This is a genomic window from Chryseobacterium luteum (assembly GCF_000737785.1).
Lineage (GTDB): Bacteria > Bacteroidota > Bacteroidia > Flavobacteriales > Weeksellaceae > Chryseobacterium > Chryseobacterium luteum.
On the sequence record NZ_JPRO01000001.1, the window covers coordinates 542,551 to 569,249 of the forward strand.

The 26,699-nt window shown below is 38.4% G+C and carries 28 protein-coding genes; 19 read left to right on the forward strand and 9 right to left on the reverse strand.

The genetic code is table 11. The features are described 5' to 3' along the window. Positions 1-80: 80 nt before the first annotated feature. The 9 genes from IX38_RS02530 (at position 81) to IX38_RS02570 (ending at position 8,547) form a co-directional block, all read left to right on the forward strand. Complete coding sequence (locus tag IX38_RS02530; RefSeq protein ID WP_034701254.1) at positions 81-566, forward strand: energy transducer TonB; 486 nt, start codon at positions 81-83, stop codon at positions 564-566. A gap of 9 nt (positions 567-575) precedes the next feature. Then, positions 576-986: an energy transducer TonB gene (locus IX38_RS02535; protein WP_051884407.1), complete on the forward strand. Its 411-nt coding sequence runs from the start codon at positions 576-578 to the stop codon at positions 984-986. Further along, positions 979-1,701, forward strand: coding sequence for an energy transducer TonB (locus IX38_RS02540; protein ID WP_228377899.1), 723 nt, complete (start codon positions 979-981; stop codon positions 1,699-1,701). Before IX38_RS02535 ends, IX38_RS02540 begins: the two co-directional genes overlap by 8 nt. A gap of 118 nt (positions 1,702-1,819) precedes the next feature. Beyond that, complete coding sequence (miaB, locus tag IX38_RS02545) at positions 1,820-3,256, forward strand: tRNA (N6-isopentenyl adenosine(37)-C2)-methylthiotransferase MiaB (protein ID WP_034701712.1); 1,437 nt, start codon at positions 1,820-1,822, stop codon at positions 3,254-3,256. A 76-nt stretch (positions 3,257-3,332) separates the two neighbouring features. Beyond that, positions 3,333-3,779, forward strand: a complete 447-nt coding sequence (locus IX38_RS02550; protein WP_131368631.1) for a hypothetical protein — start codon at positions 3,333-3,335, stop codon at positions 3,777-3,779. After that, a complete protein-coding gene (locus tag IX38_RS02555; protein WP_034701257.1) occupies positions 3,751-4,548 on the forward strand; it encodes a tetratricopeptide repeat protein in 798 nt (265 codons plus the stop codon). Before IX38_RS02550 ends, IX38_RS02555 begins: the two co-directional genes overlap by 29 nt. A gap of 30 nt (positions 4,549-4,578) precedes the next feature. After that, on the forward strand, positions 4,579-5,865 hold the full coding sequence (locus IX38_RS02560) for a sigma-54 interaction domain-containing protein (RefSeq protein ID WP_034701258.1): 1,287 nt from the start codon (positions 4,579-4,581) through the stop codon (positions 5,863-5,865). A 164-nt stretch (positions 5,866-6,029) separates the two neighbouring features. Further along, the gene (gene lptE / locus IX38_RS02565) at positions 6,030-6,551 is read left to right on the forward strand and encodes an LPS assembly lipoprotein LptE (RefSeq protein WP_034701716.1); all 522 of its coding nucleotides are present in this window, start codon (positions 6,030-6,032) and stop codon (positions 6,549-6,551) included. Position 6,552: 1 nt separating this feature from the next. Next, positions 6,553-8,547 carry a midas domain-containing protein gene (locus IX38_RS02570; protein ID WP_034701259.1) on the forward strand — a complete coding sequence of 665 codons (1,995 nt, stop codon included), beginning with the start codon at positions 6,553-6,555 and terminating at the stop codon, positions 8,545-8,547. A gap of 55 nt (positions 8,548-8,602) precedes the next feature. Here IX38_RS02570 and IX38_RS02575 read toward each other — a convergent pair whose 3' ends face one another. From IX38_RS02575 to IX38_RS02590, 4 genes are all read right to left on the reverse strand, one after another. After that, a complete protein-coding gene (locus tag IX38_RS02575) occupies positions 8,603-9,211 on the reverse strand; it encodes a DUF4126 domain-containing protein (RefSeq protein ID WP_034701260.1) in 609 nt (202 codons plus the stop codon). A 271-nt stretch (positions 9,212-9,482) separates the two neighbouring features. Further along, a complete protein-coding gene (gene rnpA / locus IX38_RS02580) occupies positions 9,483-9,857 on the reverse strand; it encodes a ribonuclease P protein component (RefSeq protein WP_034701261.1) in 375 nt (124 codons plus the stop codon). After that, on the reverse strand, positions 9,857-10,582 hold the full coding sequence (locus IX38_RS02585; RefSeq protein ID WP_034701262.1) for a tRNA threonylcarbamoyladenosine dehydratase: 726 nt from the start codon (positions 10,580-10,582) through the stop codon (positions 9,857-9,859). The genes rnpA and IX38_RS02585 overlap by 1 nt, the downstream gene beginning before the upstream one ends. Beyond that, positions 10,575-11,201, reverse strand: coding sequence for a TatD family hydrolase (locus IX38_RS02590; RefSeq protein ID WP_034701263.1), 627 nt, complete (start codon positions 11,199-11,201; stop codon positions 10,575-10,577). Before IX38_RS02590 ends, IX38_RS02585 begins: the two co-directional genes overlap by 8 nt. 95 nt (positions 11,202-11,296) lie before the next feature. Between IX38_RS02590 and IX38_RS02595 the strand changes: the two genes are divergently transcribed. The 9 genes from IX38_RS02595 (at position 11,297) to IX38_RS02635 (ending at position 20,579) form a co-directional block, all read left to right on the forward strand. Then, positions 11,297-11,926: a TetR/AcrR family transcriptional regulator gene (locus IX38_RS02595; protein WP_034701264.1), complete on the forward strand. Its 630-nt coding sequence runs from the start codon at positions 11,297-11,299 to the stop codon at positions 11,924-11,926. Positions 11,927-12,029: 103 nt separating this feature from the next. Beyond that, the gene (locus IX38_RS02600) at positions 12,030-13,025 is read left to right on the forward strand and encodes an outer membrane protein assembly factor BamD (RefSeq protein ID WP_034701265.1); all 996 of its coding nucleotides are present in this window, start codon (positions 12,030-12,032) and stop codon (positions 13,023-13,025) included. 42 nt (positions 13,026-13,067) lie between these two features. Then, positions 13,068-13,391 (forward strand): DNA-directed RNA polymerase subunit omega, encoded by a 324-nt coding sequence (locus IX38_RS02605; RefSeq protein ID WP_027372958.1) that lies wholly within the window; start codon positions 13,068-13,070, stop codon positions 13,389-13,391. A gap of 122 nt (positions 13,392-13,513) precedes the next feature. Continuing rightward, positions 13,514-14,719, forward strand: a complete 1,206-nt coding sequence (gene coaBC, locus IX38_RS02610; RefSeq protein WP_034701266.1) for a bifunctional phosphopantothenoylcysteine decarboxylase/phosphopantothenate--cysteine ligase CoaBC — start codon at positions 13,514-13,516, stop codon at positions 14,717-14,719. A 37-nt stretch (positions 14,720-14,756) separates the two neighbouring features. Further along, positions 14,757-15,659 (forward strand): type IX secretion system protein PorD, encoded by a 903-nt coding sequence (gene porD, locus IX38_RS02615; protein ID WP_034701267.1) that lies wholly within the window; start codon positions 14,757-14,759, stop codon positions 15,657-15,659. 78 nt (positions 15,660-15,737) lie between these two features. Next, positions 15,738-17,387: a DNA repair protein RecN gene (locus IX38_RS02620; protein ID WP_034701268.1), complete on the forward strand. Its 1,650-nt coding sequence runs from the start codon at positions 15,738-15,740 to the stop codon at positions 17,385-17,387. A 52-nt stretch (positions 17,388-17,439) separates the two neighbouring features. Next, a complete protein-coding gene (locus IX38_RS02625) occupies positions 17,440-18,906 on the forward strand; it encodes a DUF5687 family protein (protein ID WP_034701269.1) in 1,467 nt (488 codons plus the stop codon). Positions 18,907-18,909: 3 nt separating this feature from the next. Further along, positions 18,910-19,629, forward strand: coding sequence for an ABC transporter ATP-binding protein (locus tag IX38_RS02630; RefSeq protein ID WP_034701270.1), 720 nt, complete (start codon positions 18,910-18,912; stop codon positions 19,627-19,629). A 14-nt stretch (positions 19,630-19,643) separates the two neighbouring features. Beyond that, positions 19,644-20,579 carry a Dyp-type peroxidase gene (locus tag IX38_RS02635; protein ID WP_034701271.1) on the forward strand — a complete coding sequence of 312 codons (936 nt, stop codon included), beginning with the start codon at positions 19,644-19,646 and terminating at the stop codon, positions 20,577-20,579. Between the two features lie 30 nt (positions 20,580-20,609). Here the strand turns inward: IX38_RS02635 and IX38_RS02640 are convergent, their stop codons facing one another. The 5 genes from IX38_RS02640 to fumC all read right to left on the reverse strand — a co-directional run bounded on the left by IX38_RS02640 (position 20,610) and on the right by fumC (position 24,870). After that, positions 20,610-20,861: a hypothetical protein gene (locus tag IX38_RS02640; protein WP_034701272.1), complete on the reverse strand. Its 252-nt coding sequence runs from the start codon at positions 20,859-20,861 to the stop codon at positions 20,610-20,612. Between the two features lie 2 nt (positions 20,862-20,863). Further along, positions 20,864-22,609 (reverse strand): ADP-ribosyltransferase domain-containing protein, encoded by a 1,746-nt coding sequence (locus tag IX38_RS21830; RefSeq protein ID WP_051884411.1) that lies wholly within the window; start codon positions 22,607-22,609, stop codon positions 20,864-20,866. 146 nt (positions 22,610-22,755) lie between these two features. Then, positions 22,756-22,947 (reverse strand): hypothetical protein, encoded by a 192-nt coding sequence (locus IX38_RS02650; protein ID WP_034701273.1) that lies wholly within the window; start codon positions 22,945-22,947, stop codon positions 22,756-22,758. A gap of 179 nt (positions 22,948-23,126) precedes the next feature. Next, complete coding sequence (locus IX38_RS02655) at positions 23,127-23,333, reverse strand: bacteriocin-like protein (RefSeq protein ID WP_034701274.1); 207 nt, start codon at positions 23,331-23,333, stop codon at positions 23,127-23,129. Between the two features lie 136 nt (positions 23,334-23,469). Further along, the gene (fumC, locus tag IX38_RS02660) at positions 23,470-24,870 is read right to left on the reverse strand and encodes a class II fumarate hydratase (RefSeq protein WP_034701722.1); all 1,401 of its coding nucleotides are present in this window, start codon (positions 24,868-24,870) and stop codon (positions 23,470-23,472) included. 135 nt (positions 24,871-25,005) lie between these two features. Here fumC and IX38_RS02665 point away from each other — a divergent pair, with 135 nt between their 5' ends. Further along, positions 25,006-26,613: a fumarate hydratase gene (locus IX38_RS02665; RefSeq protein WP_034701275.1), complete on the forward strand. Its 1,608-nt coding sequence runs from the start codon at positions 25,006-25,008 to the stop codon at positions 26,611-26,613. Positions 26,614-26,699: the final 86 nt, after the last annotated feature.

Here is a 26,699-nt window from a genome sequence, read left to right on the forward strand (position 1 = left end):
CCGTCCCTGAAGTTTTTCTTTTCAATAAAGCATTTAAATAATTAACTTTGTTAAGCAATTTTAATAACCCGTAATAGCCTATGAAAGTTTTTACATTATTTATAGCACTTCTTGTGGCAAATTTTACATTTGCACAGCAGGATGTTGAAGACAGAGATGATAACCCGATTACAGAAATCAATAAAAATCTTTTAAAAATAGATATTAAAGAACCTCTTTTACAGGTTGCGGTAAAAAACTGTAATGATTTCAAACCGGCTGCCTTTGAAGGTGGTGTAACGGTTTATAAAGAAACTCTGCAAAAATTTATGTATGATTATCTGAACTCGGATTTTTATGTCCTGAACGGCGATTTTACATTCATACTAACCATCGATCAGTCCGGAAAAGTAACTAATATTGAAGGAACGCCCAAAGTAGCCAACAGCACTTATTTTTTTGATGATATGAAATATGTGGTAAGGCGTATTAAAAAAAACTGGATTCCTGCTTCATGCAATGGTCAGCCTGTAACCTCGCAGATCAAGCTTAAAATGAATTTCTCCTCAATAGCAACAGATCTGTAAACTGATCAGATGAAAAAATACCTTCTATTGCTGCCTTTACTGTTTACCGGAATTAGAGGTTTCTCTCAAAATACTGTACAGACAGAAATGACAGCCTATACCTGGAAAGCAGAATTTCCCGGCGGTGACGATGCCTTCAGAAAACAGTTCATGGATATGCTTTATGCTTATGTAGATACTCAAAGCTATGCCATCAACGGGAAAGTAATCTTTGTAATCAATATAGCTCCGGACGGAAAAATGAACCGTCTCGACATTCTTCCGAAGATTAAAAACAGTGAAATGTTTGTGGATGATGTGAAGTATGCCATGAAGAAGATCAAAGGAAAATGGAAGCCTGCTATGAAAGACAACACGCCCGTTGATTCCAAAGTGATAATCAAAGTTAATTTCAGTACCAATATATATGATCATGATTAGAATATTGATTTTATTTTTAACTGTCTTTTTTATAAAGATGTTGGGGCAGGGAACTGTCGCGGATTATCCAAAAGGAATGGAATCATATGAAGGCGGAGAAGTTCAGTTCTATAGGGACTTTCATCAGATACTTATTGATAAAGGGTTAAAACCCTGCGAAAATAAGAGTGAATTTTACAACCTCAAAATAGTGGTATATGAAGATACATCCGTTAAATATGGCATAGATAATTCGGAAACAGCATCTAAAAATAAATGTGCTTTAGAACTGGGAGTAAAAGTTCTTGAGTATATGAACAAGTGGAAACCCGCAGTTATTAATGGAATTAAAAAAACTGCAGTAACAAGTTTCCTTATTGTACCTGATCTTATGTTTTCCAGGTATGAAGACGGATATACGGCAAAGGACTTGGCAAGACTCCTGGGTCTGCCGGGAGGAATTAATAGTTTCAGGGCAGAAGTGGCTAAACAAATTGATCTAAATGGTTTTGTCTGGACGCAGCCTTTTAAGCTTGTGGTGAATTTCTCCGTGAGCAAAGAAGGAAAGATGGAAAATGTAAAGCTGCAGGAATCTTCTGGAAATACAGAATTTGATCAAAGGATTATAGACGGAATCAAAAGGATGAGAAAGAAAAAATGGACACCAGCAAAGAGATATGGAGAGCCGGTAGAGTCTTTTTATACCCTTCCGTTAACTTTTCATCCTCCCAAATAATCTCCTGCCATTCTGTCACAATATTTTGTATCTTTGCAGACTAATCTGTTTGGGATTTAAAATTCATCACGATGCTTTGAAATTTAAATGCCGGGCATTGAACTTTAAAACGATTATTGTGCAGGAAAAATATATAGACGAAACAAAACAGGGAGAAGCTTTTGCCATCGCTGAAAGGCCTGAGAATTCTAAAAAACTCTTTTTAGAAAGCTATGGCTGTCAGATGAACTTTTCTGATTCTGAGATTGTTGCATCTATTCTTAATGAGCAGGGGTACAATACCACCCTGAAAGTAGAAGAAGCAGACCTTATCCTTTTAAACACATGTTCCATCCGTGAAAAAGCGGAACAGACCGTAAGAATGCGTCTTTCCCAGTTCAAGAATCTGAAAAAAGAAAGACCTGGTATGACGGTAGGTGTTTTAGGATGCATGGCAGAAAGATTAAAAACCAAATTCTTGGAAGAAGAGCAGCTGGTAGACCTAGTAGTAGGCCCGGATGCTTACAGGGATCTTCCCAATCTTCTGAAAGAGACTGAAGACGGAAGAGATGCCATCAATGTAATCCTTTCAAAAGAAGAAACATACGCAGACATCAACCCGGTACGTTTAGGCGGAAATGGGGTTACGGCTTTCGTAACGATCACCAGAGGCTGCGACAATATGTGTACCTTCTGTGTGGTTCCTTTTACCAGGGGAAGAGAAAGAAGCCGCGATCCGCACTCTATCATTAAAGAATGTCAGGACCTTTTAAATAACGGATACAAAGAAATTACCCTTTTAGGACAAAATGTAGACTCTTACCTATGGTATGGAGGAGGCCCCAAAAAAGATTTTGTAAAAGCTTCCGAAATGCAGAAAGCAACAGCGGTTAATTTTGCACAGCTGCTTGAGCTGGTTGCTAAAGCCGTTCCTGAAATGAGAATCCGATTCTCTACTTCAAATCCTCAGGATATGAGCCTTGACGTATTCAGAATGATTGCAAAACATGACAATATCTGTAAATACGTTCACCTTCCGGTACAGAGCGGAAGCAATAATATGCTTCTGGCAATGAACAGGCAGCATACCCGTGAAGAATATCTGGATTTAATTAAAAAAGCAAAGGAAATCGTTCCTGATATTTCTTTTTCACAGGATATGATCATCGGTTTCTGTAATGAAACAGAAGAAGACCATCAGGATACCCTAAGCCTGATGAAAGAGGTAGAATATGACTACGGTTACATGTTTGCCTATTCAGAAAGACCGGGAACACCTGCCCACAAAAAAATGGAAGACAATATCCCTGCCGACGTGAAGCAAAAGCGCCTGGCTGAAGTCATTGCACTTCAGGGAGAACTATCCAGAAAAAGAATGGAATCCTATGTAGGAAGACATCATGAAGTGCTGATCGAAGGAATCTCCAGAAAGAATAAAAACCAGTGGAAAGGAAGAAATTCACAAAATGCAGTCTGTGTTTTTGATATGCTTGAAGGCCAGAAAATAGGTGACATTGTGGACGTTTTTGTCTATGGTAATACACAGGGCACACTTTTAGGAAGAACTGCCGAATAATTTTAAAGCCTTGATAAAAACGGTTTGTTTCTTTGCCTTATTTTCTTTCGTGCTGATGTCTTGTCAGACCGAAAAAATGTTAAGTAAATATCCCGCAACGGTAGGAGATATTGAATTTGATGAAAAACTGGATGATCCTGCTTTTAAAAAATGTGCTCCTGAAAAACTGATCAGTCTCCAGTATTATTATGGAACAAAAGGATTTGCCTATCAAGGAGAGAAACTGGCCATTATAGAAAAACTGCAAAATGAAAAAATATCTTCCGAAAGTAAAATGAACGGTTATATTACCGTAAGATTTTTAGTAAATTGTGAAGGAAAAACAGGACTGTTCAGAGTTCAGCAGATGAATGCCGATCTGAAAGAAACAGCTCCGGATAAAGAACTGGGAGACAGGTTGCTGCGGTTTACAAAATCGCTGGACGGCTGGATGCCGAAAGAGATAAAAGGTTTTAAAACAGGCTATTATCAGTATTTAACCTATAAAATTGAAAATGGAAAAGTTTCAGAGGTATTACCTTAGCTTTTTGTTGCTTATCGTTTACACCAATACTATTGCACAGGTTAACTGTAACGCAGTAGAGGGTGAGAACTGCAAAAAAGCGTGCGGGTTATACAACTGGGCTTCAGACTGGCAGGGCAGCCGGGAATCACAGGAAGCTTTCGATAAAGCCATTGGCCTATGTCCCGATTTCTCCAATTCCTATATGGAAAAAGCCGTTCCATATCTTAAAAACGGGGATTTTGTAACCTGGAAAATACTCATAGATAAAGCCGTTGCCGTAGATCCTAAAATGCACTTAGGCTACAGAGGCTGGTGCAAATTCCAGTTTTTGCGGGATTACAAAGGTGCTGTTCAGGACTTGGAAGAACTGGAAAAATACTATCCTGAAGATCTTGGAAGATCTTTAAACGGAGATTATCATTTAGAGGTGGTGAAGGCCATGTCTTACAGTGCTTTAGGGCAAAAAGGAAAAGCCGTAGGGATCATTGAAAAGCTCCTTGCATCCAAAGGTTATTTCAAAGGCATGTATGACCACTACCAGCTGGGAGTGACTTATTTTGAGCTGGGCAGATACGACGAAGCCTTAGAAAATTTTGAAAAGCAGAGCAAAGAATACAACTTTGCCGAGAATATATATTTTAAAAGTAAAGTTTCTAAAATCAGAAACAAAGATTATTTGGATTTAAAAAAGTTAGCATTAATGACTTATGATGAAGGAAAGACCATGAAAGATGTCTACACTCATCACTTCAACAAAATCTACAGAAAACAGATCGAGGAGCTGTAGATTATTAAATCAATAATCAAAAATTTACTTATGAGCAACGACTTACAAAACATAAAAAACCGCTTTGGAATTATTGGGAATTTCCCGGCACTGAACCGCGCTTTAGAAAAGGCAATCCAGGTTGCCCCTACGGATATTTCCGTTCTGGTGATTGGGGAAAGTGGTGTCGGAAAAGAATTTATCCCGAAAATCATCCATTCCGAATCCAAAAGAAAACATCAGCCCTATATCGTGGTCAATTGTGGTGCAATTCCCGAAGGAACCATTGATTCTGAGCTTTTCGGCCATGAAAAAGGAGCATTTACCGGAGCTACGGCGACCAGAAAAGGATATTTTGAGGTGGCAGACGGTGGAACGATCTTCCTTGATGAGGTAGGAGAGCTTCCCCTGCAGACCCAGGTCCGTCTTTTGAGAGTATTGGAAAGTGGTGAATTCATGAAAGTAGGTTCCTCCCAGGTTCAGAAAACCAATGTGAGAATCGTGGCGGCTACCAACGTCAATATGATGAAGGCCATTCACGACGGGAGATTCCGTGAAGACCTGTTTTACCGTCTGAATACTGTGCAGATCGACATGCCGCCTTTAAGAGAAAGAAAAGGGGATGTTCATTTGCTATTCAGAAAATTCTCTATAGACTTTGCAGAGAAATACAGAATGCCGGAACTGGAGCTGGAGCCAAGCGCCGTTCATTATATTGAAAATTATAGTTTCCCGGGGAATATCCGCCAGCTGAGAAATTTGGTGGAACAGATGACCGTAGTAGAGAGAAACAGGCGGGTAACGGTAGAGAAGCTTGCCGAATACATTCCTATGGAAACCCATCTCCCGATGGTTGTCAATAACCAAAGTGCCCAGAAGCAGAATGATTTCGGGAGCGAAAGAGAAATTATGTATAAAATTCTCTTTGACATGAGGAGTGATATCAATGACTTAAAATCCCTGACCTCAGAACTTCTCAAAAACAGAGGCACAGCCGAGCTTAGCAACCAGGAGAAAAATCTGATCAACAGAATCTATTCTGCGGAACAGGCTCAGCCAGCCAGCCAGAATTCATTGCTGTATTTCGAAGACAAATCACCCGTGGTACAGTCTGCACCCACTATTATCTCGAATGATAATGACAGCTATGAAGATATAGAAGATATAGAAATAGAAGAAAACAGGCCGGAATCCTTATCCCTTCAGAATAACGAAAAAGATTTAATAATCAAGGCGTTAGAGAAGCATAAAGGACGCAGAAACAGAGCCGCAGACGAGCTTGGGATTTCACAGAGAACTTTATACAGGAAAATAAAACAGTATAACTTAGAAGATTAATAAACAGGAATGAAGAATTTGGAATTACTTCCCGTTCGTAAAAATCATTTCCCTGCTTGGAATACCGGCATGCGGAATAAGAATGCTGTTTTCCATACCTTTGGGAATCTGTATGAAATAAGCGGCCTCTAAAGATGTATTGGAGCCTGAAAATCAAAAATGGTATGAGTAAATTAAAAATAATAGTTGGGTTGGTAATTCTTTCACTGTTTCACCAGTGTTATTCTTTTACGGGGTCATCACTGACGGATGAAAAGACCGTTCAGATCAATGAATTTCCGAATAATGCAGCACTTGTGAATCCCAGCCTTTCCCAGCAGTTTTCTACAGATATCCAGAATCGGTTTCTGCAGAGAACCACATTAAAAGGAACAAAGTCAAATCCTGATATTTTGATTGAAGGTGAAATTTCCGATTACAATTTTTCACCCACAACAATCAGTTCCAATACAACGACAAATCCTTCGGGAGGCGTATTACAGCAGGCACAGAGCAAGCTTACGATTAGTGTAAAAGTACATTATGAAAACAAAATACATCCGGATTCCAGCTTCGACAGAACCTATTCGGATGAAGTGGTTTACAACAGTGACCTGAGCCAGAGCCAGATAGAAACTTCCCAGGTGAAGCTTGTGACAGACAGAATTATTAATAAGATATTTAACGATATTGTAGCCAATTGGTAAGATGAATCCCAGAGTTTTAGAATTATTAAAGAACCCCAAAAATATACAGTCAGAAGACCTAGGTCTTTTGAAAGAAGAAATCCATGCCTTTCCTTATGTTCAGAATATAAGGGCACTTCATTTGTTTGGGGTACACCTTTATGACAAAGAAAACTATCAGAAAGAACTTTCAACAACCGCGGCTTATACAACCGATAAAAAGCTACTTTATCAGCTGATCAACGGGAAGATTGTGCGGGAACCCAAAACAGAAAAGGCAGAAGACAGGCCGGCTTCTAAAACACCTGAAAAACAGGTAAAATATTCTTATAAAGAGAAGACATTCCCGATAAAAAGAGAGAAGCCTGCAGAAACAAAGAAGGATAAATATGAAGAGGCGGCCAATATGATACAGCCTCCGAAGGAAATCAGGCATATTCATGTCAACGGGGAAAGAAACAGGATTCTCTTTGAAGGAGAAGAAGATTTCCTTGATAAAACCGATTCCGAAGTAATAGATCTGGAATCTACACTGGAATCAGGAGTGATAGTAACTCACAAAACAGAACCTGTTACAGAAAATCTTACCGTAGAGAATGTAGAAAAGCCAGTTACGGATAATAATGAACGGGTTGAAGATTCAGAAGCGGGAGTAGAATTTACCCCTGAATTGATTGTTGAAGAAGATAAAATGGACAGCCCCGCAGAAGAGCTGGAAATTAATAAAGAAAGCGAGGTAAGCTTCCATGAAGTGGAAACATTGGCACCCGAAACAGAAGCAGTTCAGGAGCCGGAAGAAAATGAAGCCGTTGAAACGGAGTCAGTTGATGAATCAGTGAATGAGGAAGAGATACCTGAACCCGATGATGAGATCAGTTTCCACGGGATGGATGAATTCCTGCCGGATGTTAAGATCCAGGGAAATAGTGATGATACAGCGGTAGCTGCTGAAATTTCTAAACCGAATGTTAATAAGCATGAGGAAGAAATGAGACGCCTGATTGAAGAAGTGGAGAAAAAAATGAAAGAAGCACAGCCAGCTCCGAAAGTTGAAAATGAAGAACCGGAAACAGCCGATGACGAAATCAGTTTTGCAGAAACCCAAAGCTTTCATTTCTGGTCCAATGAAAAAGAAGACCCAACAGCTGAAGAAGCTGCTGAAACGGTAGAATCTGTAAAAGAACAGCCAATACAGCACGAAGAACCTGTAGAAATAGAAGAAAAAGCAAAAGAGCAGGAAACGGCTGTTCAGGAAGCTTCAGGCTGGAAACCTATGAGCCTGGACTCCAATCTGCCGGATTCTATGATCAGCAAGGAAAACCCGGCTCCATCTAAGCCAGAAACACCTAAAGAGGACGAAATCCCGGCTATACAAGAGAAACAGCATGAAACAGTTCCGCAAATTGCTGACGAGCCCCAAAAAGCCCATGAAACAGCCTTAGAAGATAAACTTCAGGTTGCTGAAGAAAAAATCCCTGAAACTGAAGAAGAAAAACATGAAGAAATTGAGAATTCAGAACCACCTGCCGAAACAAAAACGCCTAAAGAAGAAGCCCCTGTTATGAATGTTTCTTTCTTTGGTACAGATATTTCAAGCCTGGCAGCAAAAAAAGAGACTGCTCAGGAAATTAAAACTGAAAACACAGAGCAAACACCGGCTGACAGTAATGTTTCCGGATTTATCAATACCTGGCAGAGCTGGCTTAAAATAGACAGGGCAGCAGAAGAAGCTGTTGAGCAGGAAAAAACTCCGGTTCAGGAAAAAGTTATTGAAGCCTTTATTGAAAATAACCCGAGAATCAGTCAGTTAAGAGATGAAAGCACCTACGTTGTCAAGGAAAAGAATGATGATATCTCCCATTTGATGACAGAAACACTTGCCAATCTTTACTTCGAGCAGAAACTCTACACCAAAGCCATCAAGGCATTTGAAATTCTGATCAATAAAACCCCTGAAAAAAAGAAATATTTCCAATCCAAAATCCAGGAAATAAAAGATTTCAGAAGTAAAAGCTAAACAGGGTAACAAAAATATTAAAGGCTGATCACAGAAGTGTGTTCAGCCTTTATTTTTATATATCATTAGCCACATTTTTCCTACCACGCAGTTTCCGCCATGCTTTCCGTCCCAAGATAACCACCAGAATAATCAGAATAATTGCAAAAACAGCTGCAATAACCGGCGCAGCCATCGCAAGTATAGCCATCACGCCTGCTCCTGCAGTTTCAGTGGTTCCAACTACAGAATTCCCTAAGCCGCCCGTTGTCGCAGTAGAAGCCGCCCTGATCCCCGCAAAACCTGAACTGATCGTAGCTGCCGTCCCGCCTCCTGCAATTAATGCAAGCGCCCACTGCGGAAAAGTTCCCAGATCTGCAAACTGGCTGGCAAATAAAACGGAGCCCGCTACAGTAGCCAGCGGAACCGAGATCGTATCCAGCAAATGATCTACAAAAGGAATATAGTACGTGAGAATCTCAGCAATAGTGGCAATTCCGGTAGTAATAAGGGCTGGAAGCCCCGCAAGCCATTCAAAATGCTCATTCATCGGGATCCAGTGAAAATAAGAAGCAAGGCTTACCGCAAACATCGGCAGAAAAACCCGGAAACCTGTAGCCGCTGCCAGTCCTATACCGATAAAGGCACTGATGATGTAAGGAAAATAGGGAACATGATCTAACATTTTAATTTTCAGATTTATTGTTTCCCCTAAAATTACAAAAACTATGCAAGATTTTGTAAAAATTTACACTCCAGCCTAATTTATGGCAACCTTTATCCAATCATCTGCGAAAATCTGTGTGATCCGTGGTTAAAAAATAATCAGAAATATTTAAAATAGGTCTCCCACAGATTTCTCAGATCATTCGGATTTTTACGCTTTAAATATCAGATAAACCCTAAATCTAATTAGTATTCATGTTACACTGTCAGATTATTAGATTGTTACATTATCAAGACTTCTTCTGCATCTGGCAAAGCTTGATAAACTGCTCTTCCACCTCCTGAAACTTAGCAGGCATTTCAGAAGAAACCCAGAACATCATAGCCAGTGTTTTCTCTCCGAAAGCCTCTTTAAACAGATCCTTATTAAGGCGGTAACACTCCCTTAAAAGCCTTTTTACCCGGTTTCGGTGTACGGCTTTTTTGAAATATCTTTTAGAAACAGATACGCCGAACTTAAGACTTTCTACCTCCAGATTGGGTTTGTCCTTCAGAATGATGATTCTCAGATTTCCGCAGGTCCTCCACTTACCTTTATCAAAAAGTAAAGCAATCTCAGTATTTTTTTTGAGTTTTTCCTCTCTGGAGTATTTGAAGTTCTGCATTAATCTTGTTTCACTAAATAATTAATCACTTCAGCTGCTGCGTACAACCCGAAGATGGCAGGAATATAGCTTACCGTGCCGTAGAAAGACCTTTTGTAATTGGCTCCATCAGTCAGTTTCAGGCTTTCCTCCTGCTGAAGTTCATTGGAGAAAACACATCTGAAGCCCTTATTGATCTTTTCTTTTTTAAGTCTTTTTCTGATTTGTCTGGCCAGGAAACAATTCTGCGTTTTGCTGATGTCTCTCACCATTACCTTACTGGGATCCGTCTTTCCACCGGCTCCCATAGAACTGATGAGTTTTATTTTCTTTCTTTTGGCTGCTTTTATTAAACATAGTTTTGGGGTAACGCTGTCGATGCAGTCCAGAATATAATTAAACTTATCCGACTCAAGAACTTCATCCATTCTTTCCGGATTAAGAAATTCATTGATCTTAGTCAGATTAAGTCCGGGGTTGATGTCCAGAAGTCTTTCTGCAACCACTTCCACTTTATGCTTTCCTACCGTAGAATGCAGGGCTGGAAGCTGCCTGTTAATATTCGTGATATCTACTGTATCACCATCTACAATCGTCATGTTTCCTACCCCCGATCTGGCTAGAAATTCTGCGGCAAAAGAACCTACTCCTCCCAAACCTATCACCAGGACATTTGCCTTATTAAGCTTTTCTAATCCCTCTTCTTTGATCAGGAGTTCCGTTCTCTCCAGCCAGTACTTATCCATTCTTTATCGTGTCTAAATTTTCTAAAATGTGTTCATTCAGTTTTTCCAAAGAAATACCCTTTAACTCCGAAATTTTTGAATATAATTCCTCTATGTTAAAATCCTCATTGTCAGTTTCTAAAAACAGTCTGTCCAAAGGAGTATTCCTTGCAATATCCTGCAAAGATAGATGATACAAAACAGCTTTTCCAAAACTCAAATAAAAATTATTTTTCAGCAGGTCTTCTGCGATACGCTGTTTTTTATTAAAACCATGAATGATAACCGCCTGTTCCGCTTTCTTTTTAAACGAAATCACCTCGTAAAATTTTCTTACACAGTGGATGATCAGAGGTTTTTTCACCTCATTCGAAATAATGATCTGCCTCCGGAAAACCTGTTCCTGAATACTCTGGCGCACAGGAACTATGGAATCCAGTCCGCATTCGCCGATAGCCAGACAGTTTCCCGAAATATTTGATTCCAGCCAGCTGAACTGCTCCTCTATAGAATCCACAAGAATGTCTTTAGGATGTATGCCTATGGAGTAAGGGGAATCCGGCGGATCCGATCCAAAATTTATATTGTAAATCCCATACGGACGATTCTTCTTATGATGGTGAAAATCAAAAAAATCCATTTACAAAAGTACAATTATTAGAAATTAATTTAAATCATTAAACGAACGTTTATAAATTTGTTAAAAATTTCTTAACTTTACTCAAAGTGCACTTCATGAGAAAAAAATTTACAGAAAAACAGATCCATATCTTGGATATTGCAGAGGAGCTTATTGCCAGAAAGGGGTACGAAGGAACCTCCGTAAGGGATATCTGCTCGAAAGCAAACATCAATGTGGCGATGATTTCCTATTACTTCGGTTCCAAGGAAAAAATGATGTCCTACCTCTATCAGTACCGCGTGCTGAAAACCAGGGAGAATTTTTCTGAATTTGCAGACACCATCAAGGACGGCAAACCGGAAATGCAGCTGAGAGAAATCATAAAATATATTGTTTCCCAGCTATTTAAATACAATTACTTCCACGGTTTTGTGACGCAGGAACTCAGACATACAGAAAACCTAAAAGACGAATTGCTGGATTTTTATCAGCTGTTTGTCAGGAAACTGGACGATGTCATCAAAAAAGGAGTTGCTTCAGGAGTATTTACCTTTACACCGAAACCTGAAGATATCCTTACCATGATCATTGGCTCTACATTATTCGTCATCCGGAATAAAAACTTCTATGAGCTGTATGTACCGAGTAAAAATGAAGAAGCTTATGCCAAAGAAGCAGAGAAAAAAGTAAGAATGAATCTTTTACTCAGTGTTTTTGCAATTTTGGGATACGCTGCAGACTAAATTTACGTTAAATATTCATAAAAAAAAATCTATTGACAAAAAAGTTATATTTTTGCAAATTAGTAAATCGGCCGTATAATCCGAAAACTGTTGAATTTTTTATATGAAAAAATATATTTTAGGTCTTCTTGCAGTGGCAGTTATTTCCTCATGCGTAAGCCAGCAGGAAAAAGCAATGAAGAGTGCTGACAAGAATTTTATCTTAAAGGCAGCTAATGAAAATTTTGCCAAAAAAAAGTGGAAAAACGCATTGGCACTATATGACAGGCTTACTAACCTCGTAGCAGGAACAGATGACTTTCCTAATGTAGGTTTTAATACTGCTTATGCCAATTATTATGACAAGAACTATAAGCTGGCAGGACATCAGTTTAAAAACTTTGCCGTAAACTTCCCTAAAGACCCAAGAGCAGAAGAGGCGGCTTATATGTCTGCATTATGCTACTATGAAGGTTCTATGGATTATAACCTGGATCAGTCTACCACAGAAACAGCGATCAATGAGCTTCAGGATTTCTTAACCAATTATCCAAACTCTGAGAGATCTAAAAATATCGGTCAGTTAATTGATGAACTGACGTATAAACTGGAGTTCAAAGCATACGAAAACGCAAGACAGTACTTCAAAATGGGTGAATACAAAGCGGCCAACGTAGCTTTTGAAAACGTACTGGAAGATTTTCCAAGTACAAAACTTCGTCCGAAGATTTATGATTTTATCATGAAATCACGCTATGAACTGGCTTTAAAATCCGTTTATGATCTTAAAGATGAGCGTATAGAAAGTGCTCTGGCTTATACAAAACTGGTAGAAAAGGAACTTCCGAATACGGAATATTCTAAAACGGCAGCAGATCTTAGGGTGAAGCTTACGAAAGAAAAAGAAAACTTTGTTGTCGTTAAAAAACAGACAGAAGCAAGAATTGCAACGTTAACGGCAAGACAGAAAAAAGAGGCTGATAGAATGGCAGAAAAGAATAAAACTGAGGAGCAGATCAAAGATCAGATCAGTAATGAGAAGAAAGCAATGCAGATCCAGAGGGACAGTGCGGCACTTCAGACCCCTCCGCCGGCTGCCACTTTCAAGATCCAAAGATAATTCGTAAATTTGCCATCTTATTAATAAAATAATTTTCTCAAAATGAGTGTAAAAGATACAAAAGCAGAAGTAAATACTATTACTTACGATAAAGACAAGATTGAAGATAAGGTAGGTTCAATCTATGAAGCTATTGTTATCATGGGAAAGAGAGCAGAGCAGATCAATGCGGAGATCCGTACGGAGCTTCACAATAAATTGGACGAATTTGCTGTGCACAATTCTACATTGGAAGAAGTTTTCGAAAACAGAGAGCAGATTGAAATCTCCAAACATTACGAAAAGCTTCCTAAGCCTACTTCTATTGCTATCGAAGAATGGCTGAATGAAGATATCTATTTCAGAAAGACAGAAGACAGAAAATAATCATTTGTGTTTTTTATATAGAAAGGTCATAAGGGAATTCGGTTCTTTTATGACCTTTGTCTGTTTATACCCGTCTTTGTGCGAAAAAATAAGTAATTTAGTATCTCAAAAATTAAAACTAAATGAGTGTTTCCGGTAAAAAGATACTTATCGCTGTTTCCGGGGGAATTGCAGCCTATAAAATTCATTTCCTGATCCGGGATTTTGTAAAAAAAGGAGCAGATGTTCAGGTAATTATGACGCCTGATGCAGAACAGTTTGTAACGAAGTTAAGCCTTTCTACCCTTTCCAGAAAACCTGTGTATTCAGATTTTTATGGCGATAACGGTACCTGGAACAGTCATGTAGAAATGGCCTTGTGGGCAGATGTAATGATCGTTGCCCCTTGCACCGCCAATACACTGGCCAAGATGATCCACGGAATGTGTGACAATCTGGTAATTGCCACCTACATGTCAGCAAAATGCCCCGTATTCATCGCTCCGGCAATGGATCTTGATATGTATGCGCATCCTTCCACCAAACAGAATATTGAATTGGCAGAAGATTACGGACATATCATCATTCCCGCAGAAACCGGTGAGCTGGCCAGCGGCCTGATCGGGCAGGGAAGGATGGCAGAGCCTGAAACTATTTTCAGAACTGTTGATAACTTCTTTACTTCCGGAAATCAAAGCAAAAGCCTGGAGGGAAAAATAGTGCTTATCACAGCGGGACCTACCTACGAGGCCCTTGATCCGGTGAGGTTTATAGGTAATCATTCCTCCGGGAAAATGGGATTTTCACTGGCAGAAGAAGCCTCAAAAAGAGGAGCGGAAGTTATTCTGATCTCCGGACCGAGCTCACAGAAAACCGATGATAAAAATATTCAGCTTCATAAAGTAACCTCTGCCAAAGAAATGCTGAATAAAGTTTTTGAATTTTATGACCGTGTGGATATCGGTATTGCAAGCGCTGCAGTAGCAGATTATGCGCCGAAAGAAGTAGCGAAGGAGAAAATTAAAAAGAATGATGATAGTTTAACCATCGAACTGGTTAAAAATCCGGATATCCTTAAAACAATGGGCGAAAAGAAAACCCATCAGTTTCTGGTCGGTTTTGCACTGGAAACCCAGAATGAAGAAGAAAATGCCAAAGGAAAGCTGGAAAAGAAAAACCTTGATATGATTGTTCTGAACTCCCTCCGGGACGAAGGAGCCGGCTTTAAAAATGACACCAATAAAATCAAAATATTTACCAGAACAGAAAAAAAAGAATTTGACCTGAAATCTAAAGATGAAGTAGCCGCTGATATTCTGGATTTTGTTGAGGCTCAACTTTTAAAATAATTTTAATAAATTTCCGTTCTCAATTTTTAACTAAATAATGAAAAAAATCATAAGCCTATTCCTGCTGCTTTTTATATACAACCTGAGTTTTTCCCAGGAACTGCTTGCAACGGTACAGATCAACTCCCAGCAGCTGGGAGGAAGTAACCAGCAGGCCTATAAATCCCTGGAAAAAAGTCTGAGAGACTTTATCAATAACACCAGCTGGACAGGGAAAAAACTTCAGAATTTCGAAAAGATCAAATGTAATTTTGCGGTCGTTATTGCTGAAAGAGACGGAAACCGGTTCAAAGGAAGTATTGTGATCCAGGCAGTTCGTCCCGTATTCAATACCAGCTACGAATCTCCGCTCATCAACCTTCAGGACCAGAGGTTTGCCTTTGAATATGTGGAAAATGAAAACCTGGTATTCAATGAAAGACAGTTCTCCGGAAAAAACCTGATTGATGTGATAAGCTTTTACGTATACGTCATCCTGGGTTACGATGCAGACAGCTTCCAGTCTATGGGCGGAACACAGTGGTTCTCCAAAGCCCAGCAGATTGCCCAGAATTCCCAGAACAGGAACTATGAAGGGTGGAATGTCATCAACGAGCCGCGGAGCCGTACCATACTCATCAATGAAATCATCAACCCGAACTGGAGCCAATTGCGATCCACCATGTATACCTATCACAGGGCAGGCCTGGATAATCTCTTCAATCAGGATCAGACGGCAGCCAAAAAAGTGATTTTTGATGCCCTGATGCAACTGAAAACATATGAAAACTCTTTCCAGCAATCCTTTTATTTCAATCTGTTTCTCGATAATAAAAGTGATGAGATCTTCAATGTTTTCAATTCCGGGAATAACGGAGGACTCGTTATGAATGACCTTAAACAACTGATGATGACCCTTTCTCCAAAAAATTCGGAAAACAAATGGAATAAGTGGAAATAAAGATCCTTTGCTTTAAGTCATTGAATACTTAATTCTAAATTCTATATTTGCATTACCCAAAGTAATCAGCTATTATCCATGCTTTCGAGAATTTATATTAAAAATTTTGCCTTGATTGATACCCTTGAAGTATCACTGAATAACGGTTTGCAGGTAATCACCGGGGAGACCGGAGCGGGTAAATCCATTATTTTAGGGGCCTTAAGGCTGATTCTCGGTGAAAGGGCAGAATTAAAATCTATTTCAAAATCAGAAGAAAAAAGCATTGTAGAAACTGAATTTGACTTAAATAACCAGTTCAAAAAATTCTTTATCGAAAATGATCTCGACTATGAGCATCAGACCATCATAAGAAGGGAAATTCTTCCTTCCGGAAAATCCAGGGCATTCATCAATGATGTACCGGTAACCCTTGATGTGCTTAAAGAATTATCCTCAAAACTCATTGATATTCATTCACAGTTTGAAACCTCAAACCTTTTCACATCAGAATATCAGTTTAAAATTATTGACGGACTTTCTGAAAATAAAAAGGGAATTGAAGACTATCAGAACGAATTCTCGGATTTCCAGAGTTTAAAAATACAGCTTAAAAAACTTCAGACCCGGCTTTCTGAAAACAGAAAAGAAAGCGATTACAAAGAGTTTTTACTGAACGAATTAGAGGAAATTAAATTAGATGATGTAGATTATGAAGATCTGCAGAACCAGCTTTCCGTCCAGGAAAATGCTGAAATGATCTCTGAAAACCTCGTCCAGATCCTTTCAAGATTTCATCAGGAAGAAGTCGGAATTCTTTCTTTCTTCAACGAAGCCAAAAACAAGCTTTCACGGATTTCTGAAGTTTCAAACAGCTTTTCAGAACTTGATGAAAGACTGGAAACTTCTTTCGTTGAACTGAAAGATATTATTTCTGAACTTGAAAACGAATCGGAAAGAATAGAAATCAACCCGGCCAATCTTGCCGTCCTTGTTGAGCTTAATAATAAGATCAACAACCTGTTTCTGAAGCACAATGTTTCCGGGATCAGCGAATTGAAAGAACTCAGAGACCAGCTGTCGGGCGAACAGAAAGGAGCTTCGGAACTGGAAGACCACATTGCCGAGATCGAAGAAAATATCTCTGTAAAAGAAAAAACACTTCAGGTTCTTGCCGGAAAACTCTCAAAAAACAGAAAAAAATTCGTTCCTGTTTTCATTAAAAAAGCCGAAGCACTTCTAAAGCAATTAGGTCTCGAAAAAGCTAAGGTGGATATTGAACTTCAGGATACATCTGAATTTAATGCATACGGAAAAGAAAACATCCGGCTACTCTTCCAGGCCAACTCAGGTTTCCCTTTAAAGCCTATTCAGACTGCTATTTCCGGCGGTGAAAGGTCCAGGGTAATGCTTGCCGTGAAAAAGATCATTGCCGAGAGTGATGAGCTTCCAACCCTGATCCTGGATGAAATTGATACCGGTGTTTCCGGAAAAGTAGCAGAAGAGATTGGAAACCTGATGAGAGAAATGGCCAAGGATATGCAGCTTATCGTTATTTCCCACCTGGCACAGGTTGCGGCCAAAGGAAACAACAATTATAAAGTGGTGAAACGTGATATTTCCGGCAAAACACAATCCACCATCATCCCTCTGAACGACGAAGAAAAACTGAACGAAATTGCCCAGCTTCTTTCCGGAAGTAAAATTACCGAGGCGGCTTTGGCACAGGCGAAAGAATTAATAGGTTAAAAAAAACTGTAACATATTTTACATTATATTGACTAATATAAAAAACTAAAATATGTTTCTAAAGTTCCTGAGGCTTGAAATTAAAAGCTTTTTCCGTGGTACTTCTGTAGGCCTGAACCTTACCATGAAGATCCTTCGTTTTATAGGAATCATTTATTTTATGGCATGCCTTGCAGGAGGTGCTTTTGCGATATTCTTCTACGTACGTAATGAAATGCACCAGGATCCCTTAAAATTGGTTTCAAAATTTTTAGTGATCGCCTGGGCGGTAGACCTGATCTTAAAGTATATCTGGCAGGAAATGTCAACTCAAAACATCAAACCGTTCCTGACCCAGAATATTCCGAAGAATACACTGGTTAATTACATGCTTGTTAAAACCTTTCTTTCGGCATTAAGCTGGCTGAATTCTTTATTCTTTATTACATTTTCGGTCATTGCAATGGTCAACGGGTATAGCGTTATCAATGTTTTGACTTGGCTGATCGGGATTTCTTTTTTATTTTACCTTAATAACTTTATCAACATCCTGTTTAATAATAAAGAAACCATTGTCATTGTTATAGGCTGCTTATTTGCTGCGGTGGCTGGTCTTGGGTATTATAATGTCATACCCGTACTTTCTTATTCCGAGAAGTTTATCTATGGTTTTTACAAAAATCCTTACCTTATTGTAATTCCCGTTATGCTGTTTTTCATCCTTTGGAGAATCTGTTTTAATTATGTTCGTAAAGAATTTTATCTGGATCAGGGCCTGGAAGCTAAAAAACAGTTGGGAAAAACAGAAAATATTGCTTTCTTAAACAAATATGGCGTCATTGGTACCTTCATCAACAATGATATTAAAATGCTTAGACGTAATAAAGTAACAAAAGGTATTCTGATCGGGAGTTTTTTCTTCCTTTTTTACGGAATGCTGATGTATACTTCCACGGTCTATAAAACACCAGCCATGATGATGTTTATGGGGCTGTTTGTAACAGGAGGCTTCCAGTTTCTCTTTGGGCAGCGGGTTCCGGCTTTCGACAGTTCCTATTATCCGCTGATGATGACGCTGAATGTTCCGTATAAAGAATACCTCAAGGCAAAATGGTGGCTGATCAATATCGTGACGGCAGTTTCGGTAGTTATTGCATTGTTCTATGCTTATTTCGGCTGGGAAGTTTATATAACGTTTTTTGCAGCAGGGCTTTATAATATCGGAGTTAATTCTCAGCTTACCTTATGGTCAGGAGCGTTTAATAAGACCCAGATTGACCTTAATTCAAAAGAGAAAAGACTAGGACAGAAAAACAGCTTTAACCTGAAGGCTATTCTCCTTCTGATTCCTAAAATGCTGCTTCCGATGGGCGTTTTTGCCCTCTCAAAATACTTCTTTGGAATGACGGCCGGAGTTGTAAGCATTGCGGTTTTAGGACTTGCAGGATTCCTGTTCAGAGAAAAAATATTCGATATCATCGTAAAACAATATAAAAGCGAAAAGTACAGTACACTGGACGCGTTTAAAAACAAAGGCTAAACTATGATTACTATCAGTAACTTATCCAAAACATACGGAACTGCCACAGTTCTTAATATTGAGCATCTTGAAATTCCTAACGGTGAAACATTCGGGCTGGTAGGAAACAACGGGGCAGGAAAAACCACACTTTTCAGTCTTATGCTTGATCTCATTCAGCCTACCACGGGCTTTGTAAGCATCGAAAACATTAAGGTGAATGAGTCTGAAGCCTGGAAAAATAAAGTCTCTGCTTTTGTAGATGATACTTTCCTGATCGGCTATCTCACACCGGAAGAATATTTCTATTTTATCGGTGAACTGAGGGGACAGAATAAAGCTTCCATAGATGAATTTCTAAAACCTTTTCATGACTTTTTTAACGGGGAAATCCTCAATTCCGGAAAGTACGTCCGTGATCTTTCAAAAGGAAACCAGAAGAAAGTAGGAATTGTAGGAGCTCTTATTGGAAATCCGGAAATTATCATCCTTGATGAACCTTTTGCGAACCTGGATCCTTCCACCCAAATCAAACTGAAAAACCTGATTAAAGAACTTTCAAAGCAGGACGGGGTTACTTTCCTGATCTCGAGCCATGATCTTTCACATACCACGGAAGTATGCAACAGAATCGTTGTGGTGAACAAAGGACAGCTTGTAAAAGATACCATGACGAATCCTGAAACATTGAGAGATCTTGAACAGTATTTTGCAGATCAGGTTTCTGCACCTTCAGCAGTTTAATTAGATTAAAAACAATGAGCATAGAATCCCAGAACGTTACGGATTACCCTAACAGCAACACGATTTTCATGGTGTGGAAACTGAATGACAGCCCACAGCTGAAAGACGTTTTTCAACAGCTTTGTGCATTGGTTCTCAATCTTAATAATTCAGTTTTTAACAGGTTTCCGGACAGCCGGGCGAGCTGTGTCATGGGAATCGGCAGTGAAGGCTGGAAAAAATTGGAGCTTCCCACTCCGTTGCCTAAAGAATTGATCAGTTTTGAAGAAATTAAAGGAGTAAAGTATACCGCTGTTTCCACACCGGGCGACCTTCATTTTCATCTGAGAGCAGACAATAAGAGCATTATTTTCGATATGGGCATAGAAATCTCAAAACTGTTAAGCCCTGTTGCAGAAAGTATTCTTGAAATCCATGGATTTAAGTATTGGGATGCCCGTTCTATTCTTGGTTTTGTAGACGGAACAGAGAACCCGCACGGGGAAGACCGCGATTATTTTGCAAAAATAGGAGACGAAGACCTGCCGTATAAAGGAGGAAGTTACCTGTTTGTCCAGAAATACCTCCACAATATGGATGCATGGAAAAGTCTTTCCACGGAAGAACAGGAAAAAGTTATAGGAAGATCAAAAGAAAATGACATTGAAATGTCAGATGCCGTGAAACCCTCCAACTCTCATATTGCTTTAGCTAATATTGAAGGTGAAAATGGCGAAGAGCTAAAGATTGTAAGAGATAATATGCCTTTTGGAAGCCCTTCTTCCAATGAATTCGGGACGTATTTCATTGCTTATTCAAGTACATTCAGCACGACAAAGAAAATGCTGAGGAATATGTTTATCGGAGATCCTGCGGGCAATTACGACAGGATTTTGGATTTCAGTACAGCGGTTACGGGAACACTTTTCTTTGTTCCCACAAGAAATATGCTGGATGAGTTTTCAGGATAAAAAAGGCTAAAGACTATAAGGTTTTGCTTATTAAGAATTTTTATATTTTTCTTTAGCCATTTCTTTTTGACGATAGTATTCTAGTTTTTCTTCGGGAGTCATTAACTCTAATTTTAATGCCCTGATTTCTTCAGTATTAGAATAGTATTCTTTGTATTCAATTTCATTATCCTTTTTAAATTTATCTAAATCTTTTGGAGCGTCAAAGAATAGTTTTTCTCTTAAAACCTCGTTTCTTGATAATAGGTAATCCAATCTCTGTTTTTTTTCTTTATTTTCCATCTTTATTTTTCAATTAATTTAATAAACATTATATTTTCACTTGGGCTAATTGGACTTGGCATAGGTTTCATTTCTTCAACAATAAACTTTGTATTACTCTTAAATAGAATTTCTTTTTCAGCAGGTATTTTTGAAGTTGCTTCTATGTTTTTCCCATTTTTTCCTGTAATTTTTATTAAAATATTAAAACCTGCATCATCAAACATCATTTCTTCTGCTGACATATAATCATAAGTAGAAGATGTAAACCCTTTCTTCTCTATTGTTTTACCTATTGCATATTCTTTACTCACCATTTCAGGAGACATTTTTTCTAATCTATAGAAAGTTGATGAGCTGGTTTTTGGCAATTTCTTCAAAGCATTATTGAGCAACTCTTTATACACTTTATACTCTTCCGTCATTGTGATTTCTCCTCTTATAGCCCTGTTTAAACCAGAATAATATCCTGATGTGTAAAGCCTTACAGCCGCTTCCTCTTCCAAAGATAAATATTTTGCCATATATCTAGTGTTTGAAAGTTCAACTAATATTTTCTGAAAAGCGGGATTTTCTCCTAAGATCTTTAAATATTTGGAATATCTCAATTTTGCCGCTAAAGAAGAAAAGCTTTTAAAAGCAACCAATTCAAATTCAGGCAATAACCCTGCTGTAATATTTTCCAAAATTGCCCAACGGTCTTCATCTATGTGTTTTTCAGTAAAATAATTAGCAACAATTGTAGGTATGAAATAATCTCCTTTATCATCTGGTATTTTTAATGGAGTAAAGGCATAATTGATACCTAATGTTTCAGAACTGCTTTCTGAAGGTGCTTGATTTCCATTTTCATAAGAATGAATGGTAAAACCAACCTCAAATTTCTTTTCTTTTTCCAAAAAGCCACTCCAGTAAACAAATCTGTTTTCAACAACGCCATTTTTAAAGATATCTTTCATTTCAAGAGAATAACTAATTGCATTTTGGTAATCAGAATCTTTCCAAGCTTTGCGCCCAACTTTAGATAATTCAATAATAAAATCTTCAAGATATTTAGCCTCAATTTTATTCAAAACTTTTCTTACCACATCAGGATTATTATTAATTTGATTACCCCACCAAACTCCATTTTTGATTCCTTTCAACAAGTTAATAACCGATATGTTTTCATTAGTACCAGATGCATTAATAGCTTGTTCAGAAATCGAAATGAAATTTTTCCAAAGCATCTCATCTGTAAGACCTTCTAAAACAAAATCAGGGATATTTTCATATAAAGCATCAATAATATCAGGATTATTTTCAGCTGTTACAAAGAAATTTTTATAATATCGGATAATATCTTTTTTCATTTGTTCAGCTTGTAAATTACCTTTTATAATTCGTAAAAATTCAATAAAGGTCTCTGCATTCCCTGTATATAACTTTATTGCAATATATTCGTCATTCAATTTAAAATCATAAGGGCTTTCAGTTGCATTTGTTTGTGTATCTGAGAATTTTTTATCCTCACCATCCTTATAGATAAAATTTAGATTATAGGTTACTTTATAATTGTCAAAATAAACCCCAAAATTGTAGGAGTTACTCAATAAATTTTTTCTAGTATTTAATTTCCCTAAATCAAAAATAGCTTGAACTTCTGTATCGTTCTTTTTATACAAAAAGGGTTTATTATTTTTAACATTGCTGAATACAGGAGTGCTAAATGAGGAAGAACCTGAATAAATAGTTTTATCTTCCAATAAATATTTTTCTGGCTCAAACAAGAAGTTATTTATCAGTCCTAACTTTTCTTTTAAATCTTTTGAAAGAAGTTCATAGTTAATTCCTCCCGTGTAAAAATCTTGAGATAAAGCATCATAATCTTCAGTTGTAGGTTTGTAAAAAGCACTATTTTTTCTAAAAGGTGTACTTAATGCATACTTAATGCATACTCATTAGAGATTTCATCAAATGTTTTATTGGTTCTTATCACTTCAAAAGGATCTTTACCACTTCCGTAATTTCCTTTTTCTAGCTCTGCAAATTGTATCATACGACTTCCTCGAAGTATTCGCTTGCTTTCTTCGTCAAAATCGCTAATGTCGTCTAAAATATTTTCCATAAAATCATGTTTTAATTATTTACCTTTCTGAAATGTTTCTAAAAGCAAATGTATTAGTGAGGTACGACAAAACTTGTCGTTTTGCATAGGAATAACATGATGCCTTTCAGAAATATGCTGGATGAGTTTTCAGGATAAAAAAGGCCGGGAACATCTTCCCGGCCTTTCCATCAATTATTTTAGATAGGATTTTCCTCTATCGGAGTGGCACACATATCTACATGCACCATGCACATTCCCTGACAGGGATTGTCTGTAGGAACACTGCAGCATGCGTAATAACCATTATACTGAACAAGATACCAGTTAGCAGGGCAACGTGGAATAGCTGCGCCTCCAAAGACTTCTTTCAGATTTTCTCTGCTGAATTTTTTTAAATTTTTCATAAAGATTAGTTTTAAATATTTATCTCACTAATATATGAAATTATGAAATAGATTTTTAAATTTTGAATACCAGTTTTTTATCTAAAATAAAAGCCTCAGAATTTCTGAGACTTTTGTAATATTTGACTTGTATTTATTAAATAGATTTCAGGCTTCCCACCATATCTTCAGGCTTCACCCATTCGTCAAACTGTTCAGCGGTTAAAAAACCGAGATTAACAGCTTCCTCTTTTAAAGTGGTTCCGTTTTTATGGGCTGTTTTTGCAATTTTTGCAGCATTTTCATAACCAATATGAGTATTTAAAGCGGTTACAAGCATTAATGATTTGTCTACCAGTTCTTTAATTCTCTCATGGTTCGGTTCAATACCTTCCGCACAGTGATCATTGAATGAAATACATGCATCAGCTATCAGCTGGGCAGATTGGAGGAAATTGTAGGCCATTACTGGTTTAAAAACGTTAAGCTCGTAATTCCCCTGTGTTCCTGCAAAAGAAATTGTGGTGTCATTTCCAAGGACCTGAGCGCAAACCATGGTCAGTGCCTCGTTTTGTGTAGGATTTACCTTCCCTGGCATAATAGAAGACCCCGGTTCATTTTCCGGAATATTGATTTCCCCGATTCCCGAACGAGGTCCGGAAGCCAGTAACCTGATATCCTGGGCAATTTTAAATAAAGAAACAGCCAGCTGTTTTAAAGCACCGTGAGATTCTACGATCGCATCGTGCGCTGCTAAAGCTTCAAATTTATTTTCAGCTGTGATGAATGGATGACCTGTAAATTTCGAGATATATTCAGCTACTTTTACATCATAGCCATTCGGAGTGTTAAGCCCTGTACCCACCGCAGTGCCTCCTAAAGCAAGTTCGGAAAGATGAGGCAGTGTATTTTTTAAAGCTTTTAATCCATACTCAAGCTGAGCTTTATAGCCTGAAAATTCCTGTCCCAGAGTAAGGGGAGTGGCATCCATAAGGTGGGTCCTCCCTATTTTCACAATATCTTTAAAAGCTTCCGCTTTTGCTGCAAGGGTATTCTTTAGCTTTTCAACAGCCGGAATTGTTGCTTCCACCACTTTTTTATAAGCGGCAATATGCATGGCGGTAGGGTAAGTATCATTTGAAGACTGTGATTTGTTTACATCATCATTCGGGTGAACCCCGGATTTTTCGCCTAAAGTTCCTCCATTATTGACATGAGCTTTGTTTGAAACTACCTCATTGATATTCATATTCGATTGAGTTCCCGAACCTGTCTGCCAGATCACCAGCGGAAACTGGTCATTCAGCTTTCCTTCAAGAATTTCGTCACATACCCTGGCAATCATATCTCTTTTCTCTGCAGAAAGAACTCCAAGGTCAGCATTGGTATAAGCCGCCGCTTTCTTTAAATAGGCAAAAGCTTCAATGATTTCGTGAGGCATAGAACCTTCAGGCCCGATCTTAAAATTATTTCTTGAACGTTCAGTCTGTGCACCCCAAAACTTATCTGCAGGCACCTGAACTTCTCCCATAGTATCCTTTTCGATTCTGTAATTCATTGTGATTGAAATTTTTATAAAGTTAATCATAAACGCAGAATCCCGCAATTTATAATCATTATAAATATCAATACGGATGACTGATTTTACTCATGTTTTTTTAGGATGACGTATTTTTGCACAAACAAAAATTGAATGGATTTTAGATATCAGGATCCGTATCCGATACAGAAAGATGATACGGTGTATAAAAAACTTACATCAGATTACGTAAAGGTTGAAAAACTGGGAGAAAGAGAAATTTTAACGATTGACCCAAAAGGTCTTGAGCTCCTGGCTGAGGAGGCTATGGCTGATGTTTCTTTCATGCTCCGTTCCTCACACCTTGAAAGTCTCAGAAAAATCATCGACGATCCGGAAGCGACTGATAACGACAGATTCGTGGCTTATAACCTTTTGCAGAATGCAGCAGTTGCTGTTGAAGGAGCGCTTCCTTCATGTCAGGACACAGGGACGGCAATTGTAATGGGTAAAAAAGGAGAAAATGTTTATACAGGAGTTGAGGATGGAGAATACCTTAGTAAAGGAATTTACAATACCTACCAGAAAAGAAACCTCAGATATTCTCAAGTGGTTCCTTTAACGATGTTTGAAGAAAAAAATTCAGGATCAAATCTTCCGGCACAGATTGATATTTATGCTAAAAAAGGAGACTATTATGAATTTTTGTTTTTAACCAAAGGAGGGGGTTCTGCCAATAAAACATTCCTGTACCAAAAGACCAAATCATTGCTGAATGAAAAGTCCCTTGAAGAATTCGTTAAAGAAAGAATTTCAGATCTTGGAACAGCTGCATGCCCGCCTTATCACCTGGCACTTGTCATCGGAGGAACTTCTGCTGAAGCGAATCTGGCTGCTGTGAAAAAGGCATCTGCAAAATACTATGATCACCTTCCGACAGAAGGAAATGAAGCAGGACAGGCTTTCAGAGACCTTGAATGGGAGGCTAAAGTTCAGAAAATCTGCCAGGAAAGTGCAATTGGTGCTCAGTTCGGAGGAAAATACCTTACCCACGATGTAAGAGTGATCAGACTTCCGCGTCACGCTGCCTCTTGTCCGGTTGGAATGGGAGTTTCATGTTCTGCAGACAGAAATATCAAAGGGAAAATTACAAAAGAAGGGATCTTCCTTGAACAGCTGGAACAGGATCCCAAAAGATTTTTACCGGATACCCCTCCACACTTAGAAGAGGCCGTTGAAATCAATTTGAATAAGCCAATGCCTGAAATATTGGCTGAGTTATCAAAATACCCGATCAGGACCCGATTGAAATTGAACGGAACACTGATCGTAGCCAGGGATATTGCCCACGCGAAGATCAAAGAGATCCTCGACAGCGGAAAACCTATGCCGGAATATTTCAAAAATCACCCGATCTATTATGCCGGACCTGCAAAAACTCCGGAGGGAATGGCTTCAGGGAGTTTCGGGCCTACAACTGCCGGAAGAATGGACGTATACGTTGATGAGTTCCAGAGCCACGGCGGAAGTATGATCATGCTGGCCAAAGGAAACAGAAGCAAAGAGGTTACAACCGCATGTGGTCAATACGGAGGCTTTTATCTTGGATCCATCGGAGGACCGGCGGCCATCCTTGCCAAAGACAATATTGTATCTGTAGATATCGTAGATTTCCCTGAATTGGGGATGGAAGCCGTAAGAAAAATTGAAGTAAAAGACTTCCCGGCATTCATCATTACAGACAATAAAGGCAATGATTTCTTTGCAGATCTTGCCCATTAATTAGTTTAAAATCAAAATAAATTATAAAATAGGGCCTGTATGTTTTGTGTACAACACAAAAAAGTCCTATTTTTGCCTAAAATCTT

What these genes read in the sequence shown, in the direction of transcription:
- IX38_RS02530 (WP_034701254.1), top strand. Translation starts at nt 81, where the DNA reads ATGAAAGTTTTTACATTATTTATAGCACTTCTTGTGGCAAATTTTACA.
- IX38_RS02535 (WP_051884407.1), top strand. Translation starts at nt 576, where the DNA reads ATGAAAAAATACCTTCTATTGCTGCCTTTACTGTTTACCGGAATTAGA.
- IX38_RS02540 (WP_228377899.1), top strand. Translation starts at nt 979, where the DNA reads ATGATTAGAATATTGATTTTATTTTTAACTGTCTTTTTTATAAAGATG.
- IX38_RS02550 (WP_131368631.1), top strand. Translation starts at nt 3,333, where the DNA reads ATGTTAAGTAAATATCCCGCAACGGTAGGAGATATTGAATTTGATGAA.
- IX38_RS02555 (WP_034701257.1), top strand. Translation starts at nt 3,751, where the DNA reads ATGGAAAAGTTTCAGAGGTATTACCTTAGCTTTTTGTTGCTTATCGTT.
- IX38_RS02560 (WP_034701258.1), top strand. Translation starts at nt 4,579, where the DNA reads ATGAGCAACGACTTACAAAACATAAAAAACCGCTTTGGAATTATTGGG.
- lptE (WP_034701716.1), top strand. Translation starts at nt 6,030, where the DNA reads ATGAGTAAATTAAAAATAATAGTTGGGTTGGTAATTCTTTCACTGTTT.
- IX38_RS02570 (WP_034701259.1), top strand. Translation starts at nt 6,553, where the DNA reads ATGAATCCCAGAGTTTTAGAATTATTAAAGAACCCCAAAAATATACAG.
- IX38_RS02575 (WP_034701260.1), bottom strand. Translation starts at nt 9,211, where the DNA reads ATGTTAGATCATGTTCCCTATTTTCCTTACATCATCAGTGCCTTTATC.
- rnpA (WP_034701261.1), bottom strand. Translation starts at nt 9,857, where the DNA reads ATGCAGAACTTCAAATACTCCAGAGAGGAAAAACTCAAAAAAAATACT.
- IX38_RS02585 (WP_034701262.1), bottom strand. Translation starts at nt 10,582, where the DNA reads ATGGATAAGTACTGGCTGGAGAGAACGGAACTCCTGATCAAAGAAGAG.
- IX38_RS02590 (WP_034701263.1), bottom strand. Translation starts at nt 11,201, where the DNA reads ATGGATTTTTTTGATTTTCACCATCATAAGAAGAATCGTCCGTATGGG.
- IX38_RS02595 (WP_034701264.1), top strand. Translation starts at nt 11,297, where the DNA reads ATGAGAAAAAAATTTACAGAAAAACAGATCCATATCTTGGATATTGCA.
- IX38_RS02600 (WP_034701265.1), top strand. Translation starts at nt 12,030, where the DNA reads ATGAAAAAATATATTTTAGGTCTTCTTGCAGTGGCAGTTATTTCCTCA.
- IX38_RS02605 (WP_027372958.1), top strand. Translation starts at nt 13,068, where the DNA reads ATGAGTGTAAAAGATACAAAAGCAGAAGTAAATACTATTACTTACGAT.
- coaBC (WP_034701266.1), top strand. Translation starts at nt 13,514, where the DNA reads ATGAGTGTTTCCGGTAAAAAGATACTTATCGCTGTTTCCGGGGGAATT.
- porD (WP_034701267.1), top strand. Translation starts at nt 14,757, where the DNA reads ATGAAAAAAATCATAAGCCTATTCCTGCTGCTTTTTATATACAACCTG.
- IX38_RS02620 (WP_034701268.1), top strand. Translation starts at nt 15,738, where the DNA reads ATGCTTTCGAGAATTTATATTAAAAATTTTGCCTTGATTGATACCCTT.
- IX38_RS02625 (WP_034701269.1), top strand. Translation starts at nt 17,440, where the DNA reads ATGTTTCTAAAGTTCCTGAGGCTTGAAATTAAAAGCTTTTTCCGTGGT.
- IX38_RS02630 (WP_034701270.1), top strand. Translation starts at nt 18,910, where the DNA reads ATGATTACTATCAGTAACTTATCCAAAACATACGGAACTGCCACAGTT.
- IX38_RS02635 (WP_034701271.1), top strand. Translation starts at nt 19,644, where the DNA reads ATGAGCATAGAATCCCAGAACGTTACGGATTACCCTAACAGCAACACG.
- IX38_RS02640 (WP_034701272.1), bottom strand. Translation starts at nt 20,861, where the DNA reads ATGGAAAATAAAGAAAAAAAACAGAGATTGGATTACCTATTATCAAGA.
- IX38_RS02650 (WP_034701273.1), bottom strand. Translation starts at nt 22,947, where the DNA reads ATGGAAAATATTTTAGACGACATTAGCGATTTTGACGAAGAAAGCAAG.
- IX38_RS02655 (WP_034701274.1), bottom strand. Translation starts at nt 23,333, where the DNA reads ATGAAAAATTTAAAAAAATTCAGCAGAGAAAATCTGAAAGAAGTCTTT.
- fumC (WP_034701722.1), bottom strand. Translation starts at nt 24,870, where the DNA reads ATGAATTACAGAATCGAAAAGGATACTATGGGAGAAGTTCAGGTGCCT.
- IX38_RS02665 (WP_034701275.1), top strand. Translation starts at nt 25,006, where the DNA reads ATGGATTTTAGATATCAGGATCCGTATCCGATACAGAAAGATGATACG.